Origin of the sequence: Promicromonospora sp. NPDC059942 (assembly GCF_042731755.1) — a bacterium.
In the GTDB taxonomy this organism is placed as follows: Bacteria; Actinomycetota; Actinomycetes; order Actinomycetales; family Cellulomonadaceae; genus Promicromonospora.
Window position 1 is genome coordinate 302,361 of sequence record NZ_JBHWLR010000005.1, and the last position, 18,370, is coordinate 320,730.

At 74.3% G+C, this 18,370-nt stretch carries 13 protein-coding genes; 3 read left to right on the forward strand and 10 right to left on the reverse strand.

Annotation, left to right across the window (positions count from 1 at the left end; all coding sequences use genetic code 11):
• Positions 1-122 precede the first annotated feature (122 nt).
• On the reverse strand, positions 123-851 hold the full coding sequence (locus ACFV9Q_RS10765; protein WP_377234407.1) for an NAD(P)-binding domain-containing protein: 729 nt from the start codon (positions 849-851) through the stop codon (positions 123-125).
• Here ACFV9Q_RS10765 and ACFV9Q_RS10770 point away from each other — a divergent pair.
• Entirely contained in the window at positions 850-1,611 is a 762-nt protein-coding gene (locus tag ACFV9Q_RS10770; RefSeq protein WP_377234408.1) for a TetR/AcrR family transcriptional regulator, read from the forward strand. The genes ACFV9Q_RS10765 and ACFV9Q_RS10770 overlap by 2 nt on opposite strands.
• A 525-nt stretch (positions 1,612-2,136) precedes the next feature.
• On the opposite strand, the gene ACFV9Q_RS10775 is transcribed toward ACFV9Q_RS10770, so the two are convergent.
• The 9 genes from ACFV9Q_RS10775 to ACFV9Q_RS10815 form a co-directional block, all read right to left on the reverse strand.
• Positions 2,137-3,249 (reverse strand): Gfo/Idh/MocA family protein, encoded by a 1,113-nt coding sequence (locus tag ACFV9Q_RS10775; protein ID WP_377234409.1) that lies wholly within the window; start codon positions 3,247-3,249, stop codon positions 2,137-2,139.
• On the reverse strand, positions 3,246-3,992 hold the full coding sequence (locus ACFV9Q_RS10780; protein WP_377234410.1) for a sugar phosphate isomerase/epimerase family protein: 747 nt from the start codon (positions 3,990-3,992) through the stop codon (positions 3,246-3,248). The genes ACFV9Q_RS10775 and ACFV9Q_RS10780 overlap by 4 nt, the downstream gene beginning before the upstream one ends.
• A gap of 89 nt (positions 3,993-4,081) precedes the next feature.
• Positions 4,082-4,963: a hypothetical protein gene (locus tag ACFV9Q_RS10785; protein ID WP_377234411.1), complete on the reverse strand. Its 882-nt coding sequence runs from the start codon at positions 4,961-4,963 to the stop codon at positions 4,082-4,084.
• Positions 4,918-7,029 carry an alpha-galactosidase gene (locus tag ACFV9Q_RS10790; RefSeq protein ID WP_377234412.1) on the reverse strand — a complete coding sequence of 704 codons (2,112 nt, stop codon included), beginning with the start codon at positions 7,027-7,029 and terminating at the stop codon, positions 4,918-4,920. Before ACFV9Q_RS10790 ends, ACFV9Q_RS10785 begins: the two co-directional genes overlap by 46 nt.
• A complete protein-coding gene (locus ACFV9Q_RS10795; protein WP_377234413.1) occupies positions 7,026-7,925 on the reverse strand; it encodes a carbohydrate ABC transporter permease in 900 nt (299 codons plus the stop codon). The genes ACFV9Q_RS10790 and ACFV9Q_RS10795 overlap by 4 nt, the downstream gene beginning before the upstream one ends.
• Position 7,926: 1 nt before the next feature.
• Positions 7,927-8,835 (reverse strand): carbohydrate ABC transporter permease, encoded by a 909-nt coding sequence (locus ACFV9Q_RS10800; RefSeq protein WP_377229862.1) that lies wholly within the window; start codon positions 8,833-8,835, stop codon positions 7,927-7,929.
• Positions 8,832-10,121, reverse strand: coding sequence for an ABC transporter substrate-binding protein (locus ACFV9Q_RS10805; protein WP_377234414.1), 1,290 nt, complete (start codon positions 10,119-10,121; stop codon positions 8,832-8,834). The genes ACFV9Q_RS10800 and ACFV9Q_RS10805 overlap by 4 nt, the downstream gene beginning before the upstream one ends.
• Positions 10,122-10,166: 45 nt before the next feature.
• Positions 10,167-11,456 (reverse strand): cellulase-like family protein, encoded by a 1,290-nt coding sequence (locus ACFV9Q_RS10810; protein ID WP_377234415.1) that lies wholly within the window; start codon positions 11,454-11,456, stop codon positions 10,167-10,169.
• Complete coding sequence (locus ACFV9Q_RS10815; protein ID WP_377234416.1) at positions 11,453-14,956, reverse strand: DUF5107 domain-containing protein; 3,504 nt, start codon at positions 14,954-14,956, stop codon at positions 11,453-11,455. The genes ACFV9Q_RS10810 and ACFV9Q_RS10815 overlap by 4 nt, the downstream gene beginning before the upstream one ends.
• 132 nt (positions 14,957-15,088) lie before the next feature.
• Here ACFV9Q_RS10815 and ACFV9Q_RS10820 point away from each other — a divergent pair, with 132 nt between their 5' ends.
• Both ACFV9Q_RS10820 and ACFV9Q_RS10825 read left to right on the forward strand, forming a co-directional pair.
• Positions 15,089-15,970: a helix-turn-helix domain-containing protein gene (locus ACFV9Q_RS10820; RefSeq protein ID WP_377234417.1), complete on the forward strand. Its 882-nt coding sequence runs from the start codon at positions 15,089-15,091 to the stop codon at positions 15,968-15,970.
• Positions 15,971-16,119: 149 nt separating this feature from the next.
• The gene (locus tag ACFV9Q_RS10825; RefSeq protein WP_377234418.1) at positions 16,120-18,225 is read left to right on the forward strand and encodes an NPCBM/NEW2 domain-containing protein; all 2,106 of its coding nucleotides are present in this window, start codon (positions 16,120-16,122) and stop codon (positions 18,223-18,225) included.
• Positions 18,226-18,370: the final 145 nt, after the last annotated feature.

Genomic DNA, 18,370 nt, shown 5'->3' on the forward strand with positions numbered 1-18,370 from the left:
CCACCACCGCAAAGAAAGTCCACACAAAGCGCTGAAGCACCTGGCGAGAGGGGGAGCCGGGAGCGTGGGAGGGGTTGGGGGCCGGACCCCCAACCGCCTCCGGGCGGTGCCGGCGGACCGGGTCAGAGGACGCGCTGCGCCTTGGCCATGTTCGCCTTGAGCTCCTCGGCGTTCTGGCGGGAGACATAGGCCGGGCGGTCGCGCTCGAAGCGCCAGGACTCGCTGAGCGGCCCGGCGCTCACGGTGTCGAAGCCGGCTTCGTCGTAGAACCGCGTCACCAGCTCGACGGCCTCGGGGTAGTCGCTCGCCGTGGCGAGGGCCCGGCGGTTCTCGGTGCCCGCGGGGGTGCCGTCGGTGGTGATCGTCTGCGACGTGATCTGGTTGAACGCCTTCACGACCTTCGACGTCGGCAGGTGCTCCTGGAGCAGGCCGGCCGTGGTCGCCTCGCCGCGGTCCAGGGCCTCGATGTGGCCGTCGCGCTCCCAGTAGTAGTTGTTGGTGTCGAGCACGACCTTGCCCGCCAGCGGCTCCACCGGGATGTCGCGGTAGGCCTTCAGCGGCACCGAGATCACGGCGACGTCGGCGGCCTCGGCCGCCTCCTGCGCGGTCGCGGCGCGGGCCTTGGGCCCGAGCTCCTCGACGAGCTCGGCGAGCGTCTCGGGACCGCGCGAGTTGGCGATCACGACCTCGTTGCCCTGCGCGATCGCCACGCGGGCGACCTGGCTGCCGATGTGTCCTGCTCCGATGATGCCGAAGGTAGTCATACGCTCGGCAACCCCGCGGACGGGCGCCGCATTCCACCCGCTCGCGCCCAGGGATTTCCTGGCGGCCGTTCGTACGATGGCCCCCATGGTGAACGGCGACGCGGGAGCCCAGGCACGGTCGTACCGCAGGGCCCCGGAACGGCGCGCCCAGATCCTCACGAGCGCGATCGCCGTCTTCGCCGAGCGCGGCGTGGGCGCGTCCCTGCGGGCCATCGGCGAGGCCATCGGCGTCTCGCACGCCGCGCTGCGCTACTACTTCGCCCACCGTGACGAGCTGCTCGTCGAGGTGTACCGGGCGCACGAGGCGCGGGCCGCGGAGCCGTCGCCGACCGAGGAGGTCTCGGCGGTCGCCCTGATGGAGCGCAGCGCCGAGCGGAACCGTTCGATCCCCGGCCTGGTCGAGCTGTACGCGACGCTCACCACGGACGCGCTCCAGGCGGAGCAGCACCCGGACACCCGCGAGTTCGTGCGGGCCCGGTTCCGCGGGGTGCGCGCCGACCTGGCCGAACGGGTCCGGGCGGGGCAGGCCTCCGGCGCGATCGCACCGGACATCGACCCGGACGACGCCGCCGCGCTGGTCGCCGCGGCGTCCGACGGCCTCCAGCTCCAGTGGTTGCTGGACCCGGAGGCCGTGGACGTGCGCCGGTCGCTGGAGCTGCTGGAGCGCCTGCTGCCGGGCAGCGAGCGCGACGGCTCGCGGCACGCCGACGGGGCGCGGCCTGCCGACGGGGCGCGACCTGCCGGCGAGGCGCGGCCTGCCGGCGAGGCGCGGCCTGCCGGCGGGGCGCGGCCTGCCGGCGGGGCGCCGGAAGCACTGCCGGATGCTCCTGGGGGCGCGGTCCGGTGACCGGCCCAGGCGGGGACCGCGGAACCCTGCCCCGCAGGACCGCGCCGCCGAACTCCCGTCTTGAGCAGACTGAGCCGCCCACGGTGCTGGTCGCCGTCGCCGTCGTCGTACCGCTGGCTCTCGCCGCCCGGTCGCGATGTGTACTCGGACGGCACCCGTCGGGTGGGCTGAACTTCGTTCGGCTGTGACCCGGCTTTGCCGGCCCAGCCGGATAGTTCGGCCTGGCCGGATATTGCGGGTCCAGCACGATCGGAATTCAGCCCGCCCGACGGGTGCCGTCCGAGTACACCTTGCCTCGTCGAGCCGGCCAGCCAGCCAGCCAGCCAGCAAACCCGCCAACCAGCCCACCCGCCAGCCCGCCAGCCCGCCAGCCCGCCAGCCCGCCAGCCCGCCAGCAAACCCGCCAGCAAACCCGCCAGCAAACCCGCCGGCCAACCCGCCAACCAGCCCGCCCGCCCGCCAACCAGCCCGCCCGCCGGCCAGCCCGCCGGCCCGGCGGCCGGCCCGGCGAGGCAGAACCGGCCCCTACCCCGTCGCCTCCGCCGGGTCCCAGCCCTCCGGCAGCGGCGCGACCGGTGACACGGCCGACGTGATCTTCACGGGCTGACCGGCCGCGGCGGCGTCCCGGATCCCGAGCAGGATGTCCAGGACGTGCGCCGCCACGGCGCCCGACGCCCGCTCGGTGCCCCCGTCGCGAATCGAGCGCACCAGGTCGACGACGCCGGCCCCGCGCCCGAACTCCGGGCAGGACGCCGGCAGCGCCGTCGGCTCGTCGGAGCCGTAGCGCCACAGGGACGAGGCGCCGTCGAACCCGTTCGGGTCGGGCAGCACGATCGTGCCCTCGGTGCCGTTGACCTCGACGAACCCGCTGCGGGGCAGCGCGTGCTGGAACGAGAACGTCGACTGCGCCGACCGCCCCTCGCCGAACTCGATGATCGCGGCGTGGTGGGTCGGCACCTCGACCGGGAACACCTCGCCCGCCCGCGGGCCGCTGCCGATGGTGCGGGTCTGGCGGGAGGTCGAGGCCACCGCCTGGACCCGGGTCGCGGAGCCGAGCACGTGCACGAGCGTCGTCACGTAGTACGGCCCCATGTCGAACAGCGGGCCGCCGCCGTGCGCGAACAGGAAGTCGGGGCTCGGGTGCCAGGCCTCCGGCCCGGGCACGTGGAACATCGTGGTCGCCGTCAGCGGCTCGCCGATGTCGCCGCGCGCGATCGCCCGCAGCGCCGTCTGGATGCCCGCGCCCAGCACCGTGTCCGGGGCGCACGCGACGCGGAGGCCGCGCGCCTCGGCGTCCGCCAGCAGGGCAGCCGCGGCGTCTGCGTCGAGGGCGACCGGCTTCTCGCTCCACACGTGCTTGCCGGCCGCCAGGATCCGATGCCCCACCTCGGTGTGCACCGCCGGGACGGTCAGGTTCACGACCACGTCGACGTCGTCCCGGGCCAGCAGCTCGTCCACGCTGCCCGACGCCGCCACGCCGTACTCCCGCGCCCGTTCGGCGGCGCGGGCGAGGTCGAGGTCGGCGACGAACCGGACCTCGACGTCGGCGAACCGGGTCAGGTTCTCCAGGTACTGGGTCGAGATGTTGCCGGCCCCGACGATGCCGACACCCGCGGCACCCGTGCCCGCCGCGCTCATCGGTCGTGCTCCGACAGCCATGCGAGCGACTGCGCGATGCCCTCGAACACGTCCCCGCCGTACGCGTCGAACTCGATCACCCGGGTCGCCGCCGGGGCCGCCGCCAGGATCGCGGAGACGTCGACCTCGCCGGATCCCGCCGGCTGCTGCCGGTCGACGTCGCCGTCCAGCGTGCCGTCCTTGACGTGGATCAGGCGCACCCGGTCGCCCAGCACGGCCAGCAGCGTCGGGACGTCCGCTCCCCCGACGGCCGCCCAGTACGTGTCGACCTCCAGCACCACCTCGGGCGCCAGGTCCTCGACGAACACCTCCAGGGCGTGCTGGTCGCCGAGACGGGTGCCCAGCTCCCAGGCGTGGTTGTGGTACCCGAACTCCAGCCCCCGCTCGGCGGCGAGCGCCGCCAGCCCGTTCACGCGCTCCGCGAGCCGGGCCACCTGGTCGGCGGTCTGCCACTCCTCGGCGGGCAGGAACGGGTCGATCACGGTGCCCATCCCCAGCGCGACGGCGGCGTCGAAGATCGCCTCCGGGGTCTCGGCCGCGAGCACGGGCGCGTGGCCCGACGGCGCGGTCACGCCCGTCGCGGCGAACGCCCGCAGGTAGTCGTCGGTGCGCTCGTGGAAGGCGTACGGCTCCACGTGCCTCAGGCCGATCTCGGCCAGGCGCGCCACGGTGGCGTCCAGGTCCTCGGCTATCGCGTCGCGGACGGAGTAGAGCTGCACGGATGTCACAGGCGTCGTCGGCATGGAACTCCTTCGTTCGGCACGGCCTCTCCCCGGCCACCCCGTTGCGGCCGCGTCGCTGAGCACCGCCGACGATCGTAGCGACGAAATTCTTACAGTGGAAGATTCTGGGCGGCACGCGTTGCGCGCGCGTCCAGCCACCACTCCAGCCGGCCGCGCCCGTCCAGGTGTGCCAGCCGGTCCGGGGCCGCGCGGTCGAGGTTCGTCTCCGCGCCGAGCATCGGTTCGACGCCGACCGACCGGTACGGGCCGTCGTCCGGCCAGCCGCCGAGGTTGCGCCACACCACGAGCGACACCGGGGCGGCGTACCCCGGCCCGACGCCCCAGCGCAGCGCGAGCCGGTCGGCGCCGTCCACGACGTCGAGCCGGTCGGTCGCGACCACGGCGCACCGGGCGGTCCCGTCGTCGGGGCCGAGGACGTCGAGCGGCACTCCCCTGCCGTCCGGCCAGGTGCTGGCCGTCGTCGCGCCCGGCTCCGGCCACTCGACCACGAGGGTGTCCGGGCGGCCGGGGACCTCCAGGCGCGCGTCCGGACCGAGGTCGAGCAGCAGGTGCACCGCGTGCAGCAGGCCGGCGCCGGGCTGGCCGTCGATCGTGTAGCGGGCGCGGACCACGCCGCCGTCCGCCCGGAGGCGGCGGCTCAGGGCGAGGTTCCCGGCCCGGACGCGCGCCGCGCCGTCGCCGCCGTCCGACCAGGGCCGGGACCACACCTCGCCGTGGTCGCTCGGCCCGCCGATCGTGGGCAGGCACTCCTCGCCGCCGCCCGCGTCGACGAACGGGTCGCCGGGGGCGACGCCCGCCCGGGCCGCCGCCGGGACCCGCGGGTTGCGCCAGAGCCACTCGCGCTCCGGCGTTGCCAGCGAGGTCCAGCGGCCGCCCAGGGCCGGGTCGGTGCGGACGGCGAGCGGCCGGCCCGCGCCCGGCCCCGTCACACCCGGTCCAGCAGGACGACGTCGCAGTCCTGCCAGGTCCACGGCACGTCCAGGCCGTCGGCCGCGAGGGCCGCGCCCGTCCGCACCCCGTCCTCGCCCCGCACCCGGTACCGCGCGTCCGGGTCCAGGTCGCCCAGGCGCACGGTGAGGCCAGCGTCGGCACGACGCCAGGCCAGCACCACCACGGTGTCCGGGCCGGTGTACTGGACCGCGCACGCCGGGTCGGCCGGGGCGCCGTGCCGCCGGACGCGCCCGGTGTGCACCGCCGGACGGATCGAGCGGTACAGGTCGACGAACGACGCCGCCCGCTCGCGGGTCGCGTCGTCCCAGGCCAGGAGGTCTGCCCCGATGCCGAGCACCCCGGCCATCGCGACGACGAACCGGAACTCCAGGCTCGCCGGTGCGCTCTCCCGGTCGGGGTCGAGCTGGTCGGGCAGGTCGGTGACCCACGAGCTCATGGCCCACGCGGGCAGCACGCCCAGGAACCCGTGCTGGATCGCCAGCCGGTCGCGCGGCCCCGTCTCGTCGCTGGGCCAGACGACGTCGGTGCGCGCGAGCACCGCATGGTCGATCCGGCCGCCGCCGCCCGCGCACGCCTCGACGGTGACGTGGGGGAACTCGGCGCGCAGGGCGTCGAGCACGCGGTAGTAGGCCTGGGTGTGCCGCCACGACCAGTCGTCGCCGCCCGGGGCGGTGCGCCCGCCGTCGGCGATGGACCGGTTCATGTCCCACTTGAGGTAGCTGATGTCGGTGTGGGCCAGCAGGCGGCGCAGCGTCCCGAGCACCCACTCCTCGACCTCCGGGAGGCCGAGGTTGAGCATGTACTGGTGGCGCAGCGTCTCCAGGGGGCGCCCGTCGACGTGGTGCGCCCACTCCGGGTGCGCGCGGTACAGGTCGCTGTCGGGGCTCACGGCCTCCGGCTCGACCCACAGGCCGAACCGCATGCCGAGCGCCTTGACCCCCTCGGCCAGCGGCCCGAGCCCGCCCGGGATCCGCTCGGTGTCGACCTCCCAGTCACCCAGCGCCGCCCGGTCGGTGGTGCGACCGCGGAACCAGCCGTCGTCGACCACGAAGACCTCCGCGCCCACCTGCGCGGCCGCCGCGGCGAGCCGGAGCTGGTGCTCCACGCGGACGTCGAACGTCGTGGCGAACCACGAGTTGTAGACCACCGGCCGGTGCTCGGGTCCGCGCGTGCGGGCCAGCGTCGCCTCGTAGTCGTGCCAGGCCTGCGCGAGGTCGTCGGCGTCGCCCTCGACGCGTACCCCGGCCAGTGCCGGTGTGGTCAGGGTGTCGCCGGGGGCGAGCGTGAGGATGCCCGACTCGTCGTCCGGCCCGGCGGAGACGCGGACGTGGTCGGCGAACGGGACGGCGTCGAGCGCCATGCGCCACGAGCCGCTCCAGGCGAGCGCGACGCCGTACCGGACGGGGGCGTCCGTTCCGGCGGAGCGGACGCCCCCGTCCGTTCCGGGCGAGCGGACGCCCCCGTCCGTTCCGGCGGGCACCACCGTCACGACCGGCGAGTACGTGTGCGACGTGATGCCCTGCCGGCTGCCGATGCTCAGCGTGCCCGCGCCCAGCGTCGTCTCGAACGGCGTGAACTCCCGCGACCACGCACCACCCAGCAGGTCCACGCGCGCCCCACCGGAAGCAGGGACGGCGAACACCCCGCCCCACCCGCGCAGCACCTCGATCGTGTGCGCCGAGTCGTTGCGCAGCTCGGCCCACTTCTCCACGACGTCGTGGCCCGGGTGGGTCCGGAGGTGCAGGGTCACGGCCAGGCCCAGCACCTCGTCGGCGAGCGGGCAGACCAGGTGCGTGCCGCCGTCGTCGTCCGAAGCAAGCGTGACCTCGCCGGAGACGGCGAGCCGCGCGCCCCGGACGCCGTCCGCGCGCCGGACCACCAGCTCGGCGCCGTGCACGTTGCGCGTGCCGAGCGCCGTGGCCTCCAGCGGCAGCAGGTCGAGGTCAGCCTCGAAGGACGACGTCGCCGCCACGGGCGGCACCGCCCCGTCGGCACCAGGCCCCCAGCCGACGGCGACCAGCCCCGCCCCGCGCGGCGCGAGCCCCACGACGTACTGACCCGACCGGGTCGGAAGAATCCAGGTCACTTGTTGGCTCCTACGAGAAGTCCCGACACGAACTGCTTTTGGAAGAGGAAGAACACGATCGCCGTCGGCACGGCCGCTATCAACGAGCCTGCCGCCACCACGTTCCAGGCGCTCGCGAACCCACCCTGCAGGTTGAGCAGGGCGGCGGTGATCGGGAACTTGGCCTCGCTGCGCAGCACCGTCATCGCCCAGATCAGGTCGTTGAAGATCCAGGTGGTGGCCAGGGCTGCGAGCGCCGCCAGCGACGGCCGCGACAGCGGCAGCACGATGCGCCAGAAGATGCCGCCGGGGCCGGCGCCGTCGAGCCGCGCGGCCTCGAAGACCTCGTTCGGCAGGCCGCGCATGAACCCGTGCAGCACGAACGTGTAGAAGCCGATGCCGAACCCGACCTGCACGATGACGAGCGCGGTGAGGGTGTCGGCGATGCCGACGGCGTCGGTGATGGACGCGACCGGCACGAGCAGGATCTGCGGCGGCAGGAGGTTGCCGGCGAGCATGGTGAGCAGGATGGTGCGGCGTCCGGGGATGTCGAACCGGCTCAGGGCGTACGCGGCGAAGGACGACAGCGCCAGCGAGAGGACCACGGCGCACACGGTGACCAGCGCGCTGTTGCCGAGGGAGCGCAGCACGCCGCCCTCGGTCAGGGCGGTGGCGAAGCCGTCGAGGCTGAACGACGCCGGGAGGGCGCCGAGGCCGCGGCCGGCGATGTCGTCGTAGGAGCGCACCGCGACGAACAGCACGAACACGATGGGGCTCAGCCACAGCAGCGTGACCGGGATCATCGCGACGTGCAGCCACGGCGAGCGGGCGGGACGCGGCCGGCGACGCCGGGCGGCGGGCCGGGTGCGGGCCGCCGTCGGGGCGCCGGTCGCGGCGGGTGGGGCGAGTGCTGACATGTCAGTCCTCCGTCCGGGCCTGGCGGGCGAGGTAGGTGATGATGAAGCCGATCGCGAGGGCGAAGATGACCACCGCGATGGCCGAGGCGTAGCCGAGGTTCCCCGTGGTGAAGGCCTGCTGGAACATGTAGGTGCTCAGCAGCTGGGTCTCGTTGTAGGGGCCGCCGCGGGTCATCGCCCAGACGATGTCGAAGGTGCGCAGCGAGTCGATGACGGTCACGGCGAAGACCACGGTGTTCACGCCGCGCAGCTGCGGCATGACGATGCGCCAGAACCGCTGCCACGCATTGGCGCCGTCGACGGCGGCGGCCTCCTCCAGCGTGCCGTCGGTGCCCTTGAGGCCGGCCAGGTAGAGCACCATGATGTAGCCGACCTGGCGCCAGACGGCGGCGATGAGCACGGCCCAGAGCGCCACGGCGGGGTCGGCGAGCCACTGGCGCTCCAGGGACTCGAGGCCGAGCAGGCCGAGGGTGCCGTTGATGGGCCCCTCCGGCGCGTACATGACGCGCCAGAAGAGGCCGCTCACGGCGAGCGAGACAACCATCGGCAGGTAGATCGCGCTGCGGTACAGCCCGACCAGGGGACCGGGCTTGTTCAGGGTGACCGCGAGGACCAGGCCGCCCACCACGGACAGCCCGCCGAACCCGAGCACCCAGATCACGTTGTTGCGCAGGGCGGTCAGGAAGATCGGGTCGGCGGCCAGGTCGCGGAAGTTCTGCAGGCCCACGGGCTCGGCCAGGCCGATCCCGTCCCAGCGGGTCAGGGCGAGCGAGAACGAGTTGGCGGCCGGCCAGAACACCCAGAACAGCTCGACCACGAACGGGACCAGCAGGAAGACCCAGACGAGCAGCGGGACGCGCGCGAACCGGTTGGGGCGGCGGGTCGTCGTGGTGGACGGCTGCGCGCTCACGACGCGAAGACCCCCTCGGCCGCCTTCTGCCACTCGTCGAGGGTCTTCTTCATGGAGCCCGGGTCGGCGAGGAACTTGGTCAGGGCGGTGTCGGCGGTGGCCTGGAGGGCGTCGGAGGAGTCGCGGTTGAAGAACTGCGTGATCTCCTGCGTGTTGTTCAGCAGCTCGATGCCCTTCTGGACCAGCGGGCTGAACGAGGACGTGTCGACGTCGGGCGAGGTCGGCAGGTTCGCCGACTTCGACTGCTCGATGTACTGCTGCTGGGACTTCGTCGAGGCGAGGTAGGCGAGCAGGTCGAGGGCGCCCTCGTGGTTGTCGCTGTTCGCGGACGCGAAGAACCCGTCGGTCGGCGCCTCCTCCGCCGTCGGCACGGAGTCGTTGATGACCGGCACGGAGAAGAAGTCGATGTCGTCGCGCTGGTCCTCGGGGAAGTACGTGGTGACGAACGTGCCGCTGAGGTACATCGCCGACTTGTCCTGGGCCACGGGGGTCGCGGCATCCTGGGCGGTGTAGGACGCCGCGTTCTTGTCGAAGTACGGGATGAGCCGCTTGTACTCCTCCATGACGGCCACGACCTCGGGGTCGTTGAAGGCGTGCTCGCCCGCCAGCAGCTCGCGGTGGTACTGCGCGCCGTTGACCCGCAGGTTCAGGTAGTCGAACCAGCCCGACGCCATCCACGGCGTCGACGACAGGCCGTTGGTCAGGGGCACGATGCCCTGGCCGCTGAGGTTCTCGCACAGCGCGTGGAACTCGTCCCACGACGTCGGCGCCTCGACGCCCCACTTCTCGAACGCCGACTTCTTGTAGAAGACGCCCCACCAGTAGTAGCTCGTGGGCACGAAGATCTGCTTGCCCGAGGCGTCGCTGGACAGGCTGCGCAGCGCGTCGGAGTAGCCGGCGCACGGGCCGTCGCCCTGCCACAGCGACGACACGTCCAGGAGCAGCCCCTCCTCGGCGTAGGACCGCGCCACGGACCCGGCGTACCAGCTCAGCACCTCCGGCGAGTCGCCGGAGCGCAGGTAGTTGGTGAGCTGCGCGCGGAACTGCTCGGTGGCCACCGAGTTCAGCGTGACCTCACCGTCGGGGAAGGCCTTGACCAGGGCCTCCAGTGCGGCCTTGGGGTCGGCGTCCTGGATCGAGTTCTGCAGCGTGATCGCGCCGGTGGTCGCACCGCCACCCCCGCCGCCGCCCGACGTCGTCCCCACGCACGCGGCGAGCAGGCTCGCCGCACCCAGCGTCATACCGCCCGCGAGCAGCTCGCGGCGCGTGATCGTCAGCTTGGACATCCTTGTTCCTCCTCCGTGCGCCCTCGTTGGCGCACCTGGTACCGCTCAGATCACGGGCGCGGGTAGGTCCGCGCCCGAAAGGATCGCCGCACACTCCCGCTGCAGCGCGACATCGGACCACATCGGGTGCTGGGGTGCGGCATTGGAGCAGACGACAGCGCCCCAGGCGCCCAGCCGCCGGGCCTCGCGCAGCGCGTGCCGGCAGATCTCCGCCCCGACCGGGTCCTCCTCGAACCGGGCGTGCAGCGGGGTGTAGCCCACATAGCCCTCGCCGAGGATCAGCGGGATGCCGCGGGCCGCGGCGACGTCGGCCGCCACCTCCAGCCACAGGGTCAGCTTCTGGAGCATCGCCAGGCGGTGCGTGCCCCACCGGTCGTAGAGCCAGCGGTCCCACGCCTGCGGGTCGCACCAGTCGTGCACGTACAGCTCGGGCAGCGACATGATCGTGGCCCGCGTGCGCCACTCCTGGCCCGGCGGCACCGTCCAGGCGGCCAGGCCCGGCGCGTCGGGGCGCAGCAGCTCGCGCGCCTTGTCCTCGTCGAAGTCCTCGACCGGGCCGCGCAGCCCGAACGTGTCGACCAGCTCCTGCAGCACGCCGTACACGTACGGGTGCACCACCAGGGCGTCGAGGTCGGCGGGCAGGGCGCTCAGCGCGCCGACCGGCACGCCCGCGTAGTTCACCGTGACCGGCCGGCCCGGGTGCCGCTCGCGGAACCGGGCGATGCCGCGCTCCAGCCGGGGTGTCAGCGCGCGGACGGCGTCGTCGCCGCGGCCCACGCCCAGCCCGTCGGCGAGGTAGCCGATCTGCACCTCGTTGTGGAGCTCGGTGAGCAGCAGGCGGTGGGCCAGGCCCTCCGCCTCCAGCAGGTCCACCAGGTCGGCGTGGGCGTCGGCCAGCACCTCGGCCCGCTCCTCGGGGTCGACCGCGTGCAGCGCCTCGTACCAGTCCGGCGTCCCCGCGAACGACGGCGACTGCTGGTACTCCCAGGACGACGCGATGACGCCGACGTCGTGCCGGTCCGCCGCCCGGAACAGCTCCAGCAGGTGGGCGCGGGCGTCGATCGTCGTCTCGCGGCGCACGTCGTACCAGCGGGTGCGCTGCCCGAACTCGCCGCCGAGCGGGCCGAGCTCCAGCGCGGAGGTGTCCAGGCCCGACCGGAACAGCAGGAACGGCATGGCGCAGATCCGGATGGTGTCGTAGCCGCGCTCCCGGGCCTCCGCGAACGCGCGGTCGAGGTCCTCGAACGGCTCGCCCGGGCCGGTGCGCGTGTACCAGGTGAAGTCCCACAGGGTCACCACGCGCGGGCGGTCCGGGGTCGTGAGCAGGGTGGTCATGCCGAGTACTCCTTCGGGTCGGCGGACTGGTGCAGCAGTGTGTCGCCGCGGCGGGCGACGGCGTGGCGCAGGTCGGCCGCGTGCCGGGACGCCGCGAGCTCCGGGCGCTGCAGCAGGGCCTCGGCCGTCGCGGTGTCGCCGGACAGCAGCGCGAGCTGCGCGTCCAGCACGAGCACGCGCCGGTCCCGCGCCCGCAGCGGGTCCTCCTCGAACAGCAGGAGGTCGGGCAGCGAGGTGGCGAAGTAGTCCACGCGCGGCACCTCGACGGCGTACGTGTCGCGGTAGGCGCGCAGCGCCGCCGTCAGGTCGTCGGCGGCAGCGGTGTCGCCGGTGCGGCGCAGCGCGAGGACCGTCCAGAAGGTCTGCTCGCCGTGCTCCTGCGTGCTCATCTCGACGAAGTCGCCGCGCTGGGCGGCGGCGGTGCGCCAGGCGGCGTCGGCCTCTGCTTGGTAGCCGGCGGCCGCCCCCGTGCCGGCGGCCGCCGCGAGCGCGTCGCCCAGCAACAGGTGCAGGTTCGCCGTGCTCGCCAGCGGGTGCCGCGCCTCCCCGAGGGTGGGCGGCGGGGCAAGGGCCGCCCGCACGTGCCCGACGGCGTCCGCGGCCCGCCCCTCCGCGAGCGCGTCCAGCGCGCGGTGGGTCTGCGCGCGGTCCCAGGCGAGCAGGGCCTGGCCCTCGCCGCCCTCCCACGGGTGCAGCCGGCGTCCGCCGAGGATCGTCAGGGCCTCGGCGGCCCGGCCCTCCGTGATCAGGAGGTGCAGGGCCTCGACGGCGAGGTCGTCACGGTCGAGGGCCGACGGCTGGTCCGGCCCGCTCGCGGACCATGCAGTTGCTGCCAGAACCGCCCCCGGACTGGCAGCAGGTGCATGGTCCCCGAGCAGCGCGGTGAGCCGGGCCGCCGGGGTCTCGCCCGTCAGCGCCGCGAGCTGGTCGCGCTCGTAGCGCAGCCGGGCGTCGTCCGGAGCGGCCGCGAGCGCGCCGGCGTAGGCCTCCTGGGCGGCGGTCAGGTCGCGCTCGTGGTTGACGGCGGCCAGGCCGATGTTGCGCCAGGCAACGGCGTCGGACGGGTCGAGGGCGACGGCCGCCCGCCACAGCGCCAGGGCGTCGGCCCGGCGTCCGGCGGCGTAGGTCCAGTGCCCCAGGAGCGACCGCGCGCGAGCGTCGGCCGGGTCGGCGTCGGCCGCCTCGCGCAGCACCGCGGCGTCCGCGAGGCGGCCCGGGAAGCACCACGTGGCGTCCAGGTCGCGGGCCCGGGCCCGCTCGGCGGCGGCCTCGTCGGGGCGGCCGGCGAGCCGCAGCACGTGCGCGCGGTGGTAGGCGAGCAGCGGCCGGACGGCGGTCTGCCCGGCGGGCCGGTGGTCCTCGCGGGCCTCGGCCTCCGCCAGGCAGGCGAGCGCGGCGTCGTGCTCCCCCACCCCGGCGAGCTCGATCGCGACGTCGAGCAGGGTCTGGGCGTCGCCGCTGGCGGGCTGCCCGTCCAGGTGCCGCAGCCAGGCGTCGAGGGGGTCGAGAGCCCGGGCGGTCGTCAGCACGGCCGCGGCGTCGGCGGGCCGGCGCAGCCGCCCGTGGCACACCACGGTCAGGGCGAGCGCCTGGAGGTGGTCGGGCTCGGTGCGGCGCACGTCGGCCAGCCGGGCCAGGGCGGCCTCGTACCGTCCGGCGCGCGCGTCGAGCCGCGCCATCCGGTAGCCCGCGGGGGCGCGCCAGCCCCGCGACCATGCGGCCTGCGCGTAGGCGTCGTAGGCGCCCGAGTCGTCGCCGAGCTCCTCGCGGACCAGGCCGAGCAGGTAGACCGCCGTGGTGTCGCGGGGGCTGCGGTGCAGGCGGGTCAGCCGCGCGACGGCGCGCTCCAGGAGGTCGCGCGCCGCCTCCGGGTCGCCCGCCACGTAGGCACGCCGGGCCAGGCCCACCAGGCTGTCGACGTGCCCCGGGTCCCGGTCGAGCGCCGCGCGCCAGTACGGCTCGGGCGAGCGCGTCGCGTGCCGGTACAGGTCGAGATGCGCCGCGATGAGCGCCAGCTCCTCGACGGTGCCCACCTCGTCGGGCGCGGGCGGCTCCTCTGCGGGGTCGGGCTCGGCCTCGTCCCGGGAAGCGCCGGCCGGGGTCTCGGTCCACGTGACCAGGGTCCGGTCCCCGTGGGTCACCGTGACCGTGAGGGGGCCCGCGCCGGCGGGGACGTCGTGAGCCAGCAGGGCGGGGCGGGTCGGGTCCGCGGCGACGACGTCGGCGGTCAGCACCGCGCCGTCGGCCGAGAGCGTGACCGTCAGATCGTCCAGGGGGCGCGGCACGACGACGCCAACGCGGGCCGTCGTCGGCCCCGCGCCGTCGGCCCCGCCCGGTCCCGTCCGCTCCAGCCGGACCGCGGCGTCGAGCGTGGCCCGGTCCACCGGGCCGACCTCGCGGAACGGGTACCAGTACTGGGAGAAGACCTTGGTCTCGCCCGGGGCGAGGAAGGCGAAGTCGGGCTGGTTGTCGGTGAACACGCCGGCCATGAGCTCCACGTAGTGGGAGCCGTCGTCAGCCAGGTTGGCGTCCCAGGCGTGGCCGAACGGGGCGTTGCCCCAGGTCCACTGCTTCTTGCCGGGCGAGAGCGCGCGGTCGGCGACGTGCACGAACCCGAGCCGCGCCGCGTGGTCGTAGCCGCCGAAGAACTCCTCGTCGCTCGCCAGGCACATGTACGACGTGGGCACCGGGATGTTGCGGTACCAGTCGAGGCGGTCGCCGCCCCGGTCCGCGAGCGCCGGGTAGTCGACGCCGTAGTAGGGGCGGTCGGCGTGCGGGAACGCGGTGATGGCGCGCCGCGCGTGGTCGGCCACGTACGTCACGTCGTGCGGGAAGAAGGACTGGTAGTCGTCGTCGACCTTGGCCGCCACGTTGGCCCACCACAGGAACGACTGGGGCAGCTCGCTGCGGTTGTAGAGCCGCACCGTCAGCTCCAGCACTGCGCTGTCCGGGCGCAGCCGCACGCCGTGCATGCCCTTCATCCGGGTGAACGGGTCGTGGTCGGAGCACCAGACCACGACGGCGCCGTCCGGCTCCTCCTCGATCTCGACGTCGACCGGCAGGTAGGTGGCCGGGCGGTGGTGCTGCGGCCAGTTGAGCTCCACGCCACCCGCCACCCACGGCCCCGCCAGGCCCACCAGCGCCGGCTTGATCACCGGGTTGGTCCAGAAGAAGTCCCGGCCGCTGCCGCGCTCCCGGGCCACGTGGATGCGCCCGCCCAGCTCCGGCAGCACGACCACGCGCAGCCACTCGTTCTCCAGGTGCACCGCCTGCCAGTCGCGCGGGCGGGGCTCGTCGGCGATCTGGTGGTGGAACGGCAGGGGGTACACGCGGCCGGACGACCCCTGGTAGACGCGCCGGTCCAGGTACGCCGGGAACCGGTCGGGCGGCAGGGGTTCGTAGGTGGTCAGGGTGAGCGGCGCCTCCCAGGCGGCCGCGGCCCGACCGGCCAGGTCGTCGGGCCGGGCGGGAAGGTCGAGCACGGACTCCACATCGAGCATGGGTCCGACGCTACGAACCTCCCGGGTACCGCGGGAAGCGACGTATCGACTTAACTGCCTGGACGATCCGACGATTCCGGGGCGCCGGGCGGCCCGCTGACGCGGGCGGGCGGACGGCGCTACCCTCCAGTGGTGAGAATCCGTGACGGCTTCCCCGGGCAGCGCCTGCGCGTGCTGCCGACGACCGTGGTCCGCGCGACGTCGAAGGCGGGCCCCACCTCACGCCTGCTGGTCACGGACGCGGGCTATTTTCCGCACGCCACGAACCACGGGCGGGTGCGCCGGCAGGGCGCCGTCGGGACCATCGTCATCGTGTCGTCCGCCGGGCGCGGCTGGTGCCGCACCCCGGGCGGCCTGCACCGTATCGGCGCTGCTCAGGCGCTGGTGATCCCCGCGGGCGTGCCCCACGAGTACTGGGCGGACGACGACGACCCATGGACGATCTGGTGGATGCACGTCCGGGGCGACGACGCCGCCGAGTTCGAGCAGCACCTGGCCGCGCACGCCGGGCCGGACGACGTCGCCGTCGTCGAGGTGCACGACCTGGTGCGCGTCGTCGCCGACCTCGAACGCGTCGTCGACGCCCTGGAGACCGACGAGACCTACCCCAGCCTGCTGCGCTGCGCGGGCGCCGCGTGGTCGGTGCTCGCGCAGATCGGGGCCGACGCCGCCGCGGGCAGCCCGGTGCGCGGCGAACCGGTCCGGGCCGCCCAGGAGTACCTGCGCACGCACCTGGACGCCGTCGTCGAGGTCGCGGCGCTCGCCCGCCGGTTCGGGCTGAGCACGTCGCACTTCTCCGCGCGCTTCCGGGCGGCGACGGGCGGCGGGGTTGTCGAGTACGTCAAGCGGCTGCGGATGGCGCGGGCGTGCGAGCTGCTCATCACCACGGAGCTGCCCGTCGCCGACATCGCGCGCTCGGTGGGCTACCCGGACCCGTTCTACTTCTCCCGGCAGTTCCGCAGCGTGCACTCGTGCAGCCCGACGGACTTCCGCCGGGGGCTGCACGACCGCTGACGTCTCGTGCGGGCAGACGCTCCCGCGTCGGATCGTCCAGGCGGGTGCGTCGTCCTCTGCATTCCGTCGGGGCCGGGGCGCGGGGTTTGCTGGGCGGGTTCCCTCCCCTCGGCCCCGGCCGAGCCGACGACGACGTCAGGAGACCCTGGATGTTCACCGTACGAACCTGGGCGGCGAGGACGAGTGCCGCCCTGCTCACGACAGCCCTGGCCGCGACCGGCCTGGCGGCGGGTGCCACGGCGGCGCCGGCCGCGCCCGCCGTCGGCCCCGCGCCCGCCGGCCCCGACGCCGCCTCGGCGTCCGACAGCCCCAGCCCCACGCCCTACCAGGGCTGGAACACCTACTACGGCCTCGGCGGCGACTTCAGTGCCGACGAGGTGCTGGACGTGGCCGACTTCCTGGTCTCGTCCGGGCTCGCGGACGCGGGCTACGACATCGTCTGGCTCGACGGCGGCTGGCAGGCCGACGTGCCGCGCGGCGCGGACGGCCGCCTGCAGGGCGACCCCGCGCGGTTCCCCGACGGCATGGCGGCGCTGGCCGACGAGATCCACGACCGCGGCCTGCGCGCCGGCATCTACACCGACGCCGGCCCGTACATCCCGGGCACCTGCGGCCTGGGCAGCGGCGGCCACTACCAGACCGACGCCGACACCTTCGCGGAGTGGGGGTACGACGCCGTCAAGGTCGACTTCCTGTGCGGCATCACCGCCGACCTGGACCCGCAGGAGGCGTTCACCGCGTTCTCGGACGCGCTGCGGAACAACAGCTCCGGCCGGCCCATGATCTTCAACCTGTGCAACCCGGTGACCTCCCCGGACTGGGGCGACTACCCGGAGGAGCAGCAGTCCACGTGGTCGTGGACCTACGCCCCCGACATCGCGGAGTCGTGGCGCACTTACACCGACGTCGGGTTCGTGGGGCAGATCCAGTTCAAGGACGTGCTGCGCAACTTCGACGCCAACGCCCGGCACCCGGAGGTCGCCGGTCCGGGCAGGTTCAGCGACCCGGACTACCTGGGCCCGGAGCTCGGCATGACCACCGAGGAGTTCCGCACGCAGATGTCGCTGTGGACCGTCGCGGCGGCGCCGCTCGTCATCTCCAGCGACCCGCGCACGCTCAGCCAGGAGTCGATGAACATCCTGCTGGACGAGGACGTGCTGGCGATCGACCAGGACCGGCTCGGCGTCCAGGGCACCCGGGTCGGCGCGGCCGGCACCACGGAGACGTGGGCCAAGCCGCTCGCGGACGGCTCGGTCGCCGTCGCGCTGCTGAACCGCGGCGACCGGCCCGCCGAGGTGGCCACGACCGCCCGTGACCTGGGCCTGCACGGCCGGTCCTTCGCCGTGCTGGACACCTGGACGGACGCCCGCACGCAGTCGTCGGGCACGATCCGGGCGGCGGTACCGGCGCACGGCGCCGCGCTGCTGCGGGTCACGCCCACCCGGCACGACGGCGCCCCGCGCCTGGTCGCGTCCCCGCCCGCGTTCACGTCCGTCGGGGCCGACGCCGTGGCGCCCACCACCGACCTGCTGGCCGCGGCCGGCGACCGGCTGACGACCGAGGTGACGCTGCACAACGACGGCAGCGCGCCCGTGCGCGACCCGCGCGTCTCGCTGACGGTCCCCGAGGGCTGGACGGCCCGCGCGCTGGGTGCCGCCCCGCGGGTCGTGCGACCGGGCGGTTCGGCCACGGTCGCGTTCGCGGTGTCGGTCCCGGCAGGAACGGGGACCGGCGCGTACGACGTCGCCGCGTCCGTCTCGTCCGGCTCCGGGCGGGTCACCACGCCGCCGTCGCGCGTGACGGTCGCGCCCGCGGCGCCGTCCGGCGGCGGCGTCGTGCTCTCGCGGCACCCGTGGGTGAGCGCGAGCAGCGGCTGGATGGAGCCCACGGTCGACCAGAGCGTGGGCGGCGGCAGCCCCCTCACGGTGGCCGGCGTCGTGCACGAGACGGGGATCGGCGTCGCCACGCCGTCGCACGTGCGGTACTACCTCGGCGGCGCGTGCACCGCGCTGACCGGGAGCGTCGGCATCGACGACGTCGTCGGCACGGTCGGGCCGGAGGGCGGCACGGCGACGTTCGACGTCGTCGGCGACGGAAAGACCCTCTGGAGCAGCGGCCTGGTGGAGCGGGGCGAGGCGATCGCGTTCGACGTGGACGTGACGGGCGTCCGCGACCTGACCCTCGAAGTGGGCGACGCGTCCGACGGCGGCTACAACGACCGCGCCGACTGGCTGACCCTCACCACCACCTGCTAACCCCTCCGTTGAGTGCTGGGTATTTGTTGTTCGACAACGTTTCGCGAGCGCAGATAGCCCACACCCCCCCACCCAGAAAGAGTGGTGTTTGTCCAGAAACCCCTCCCCTGCGGGGCCCAGCTTTCTCTTTAGTTCGTCTGGTTTT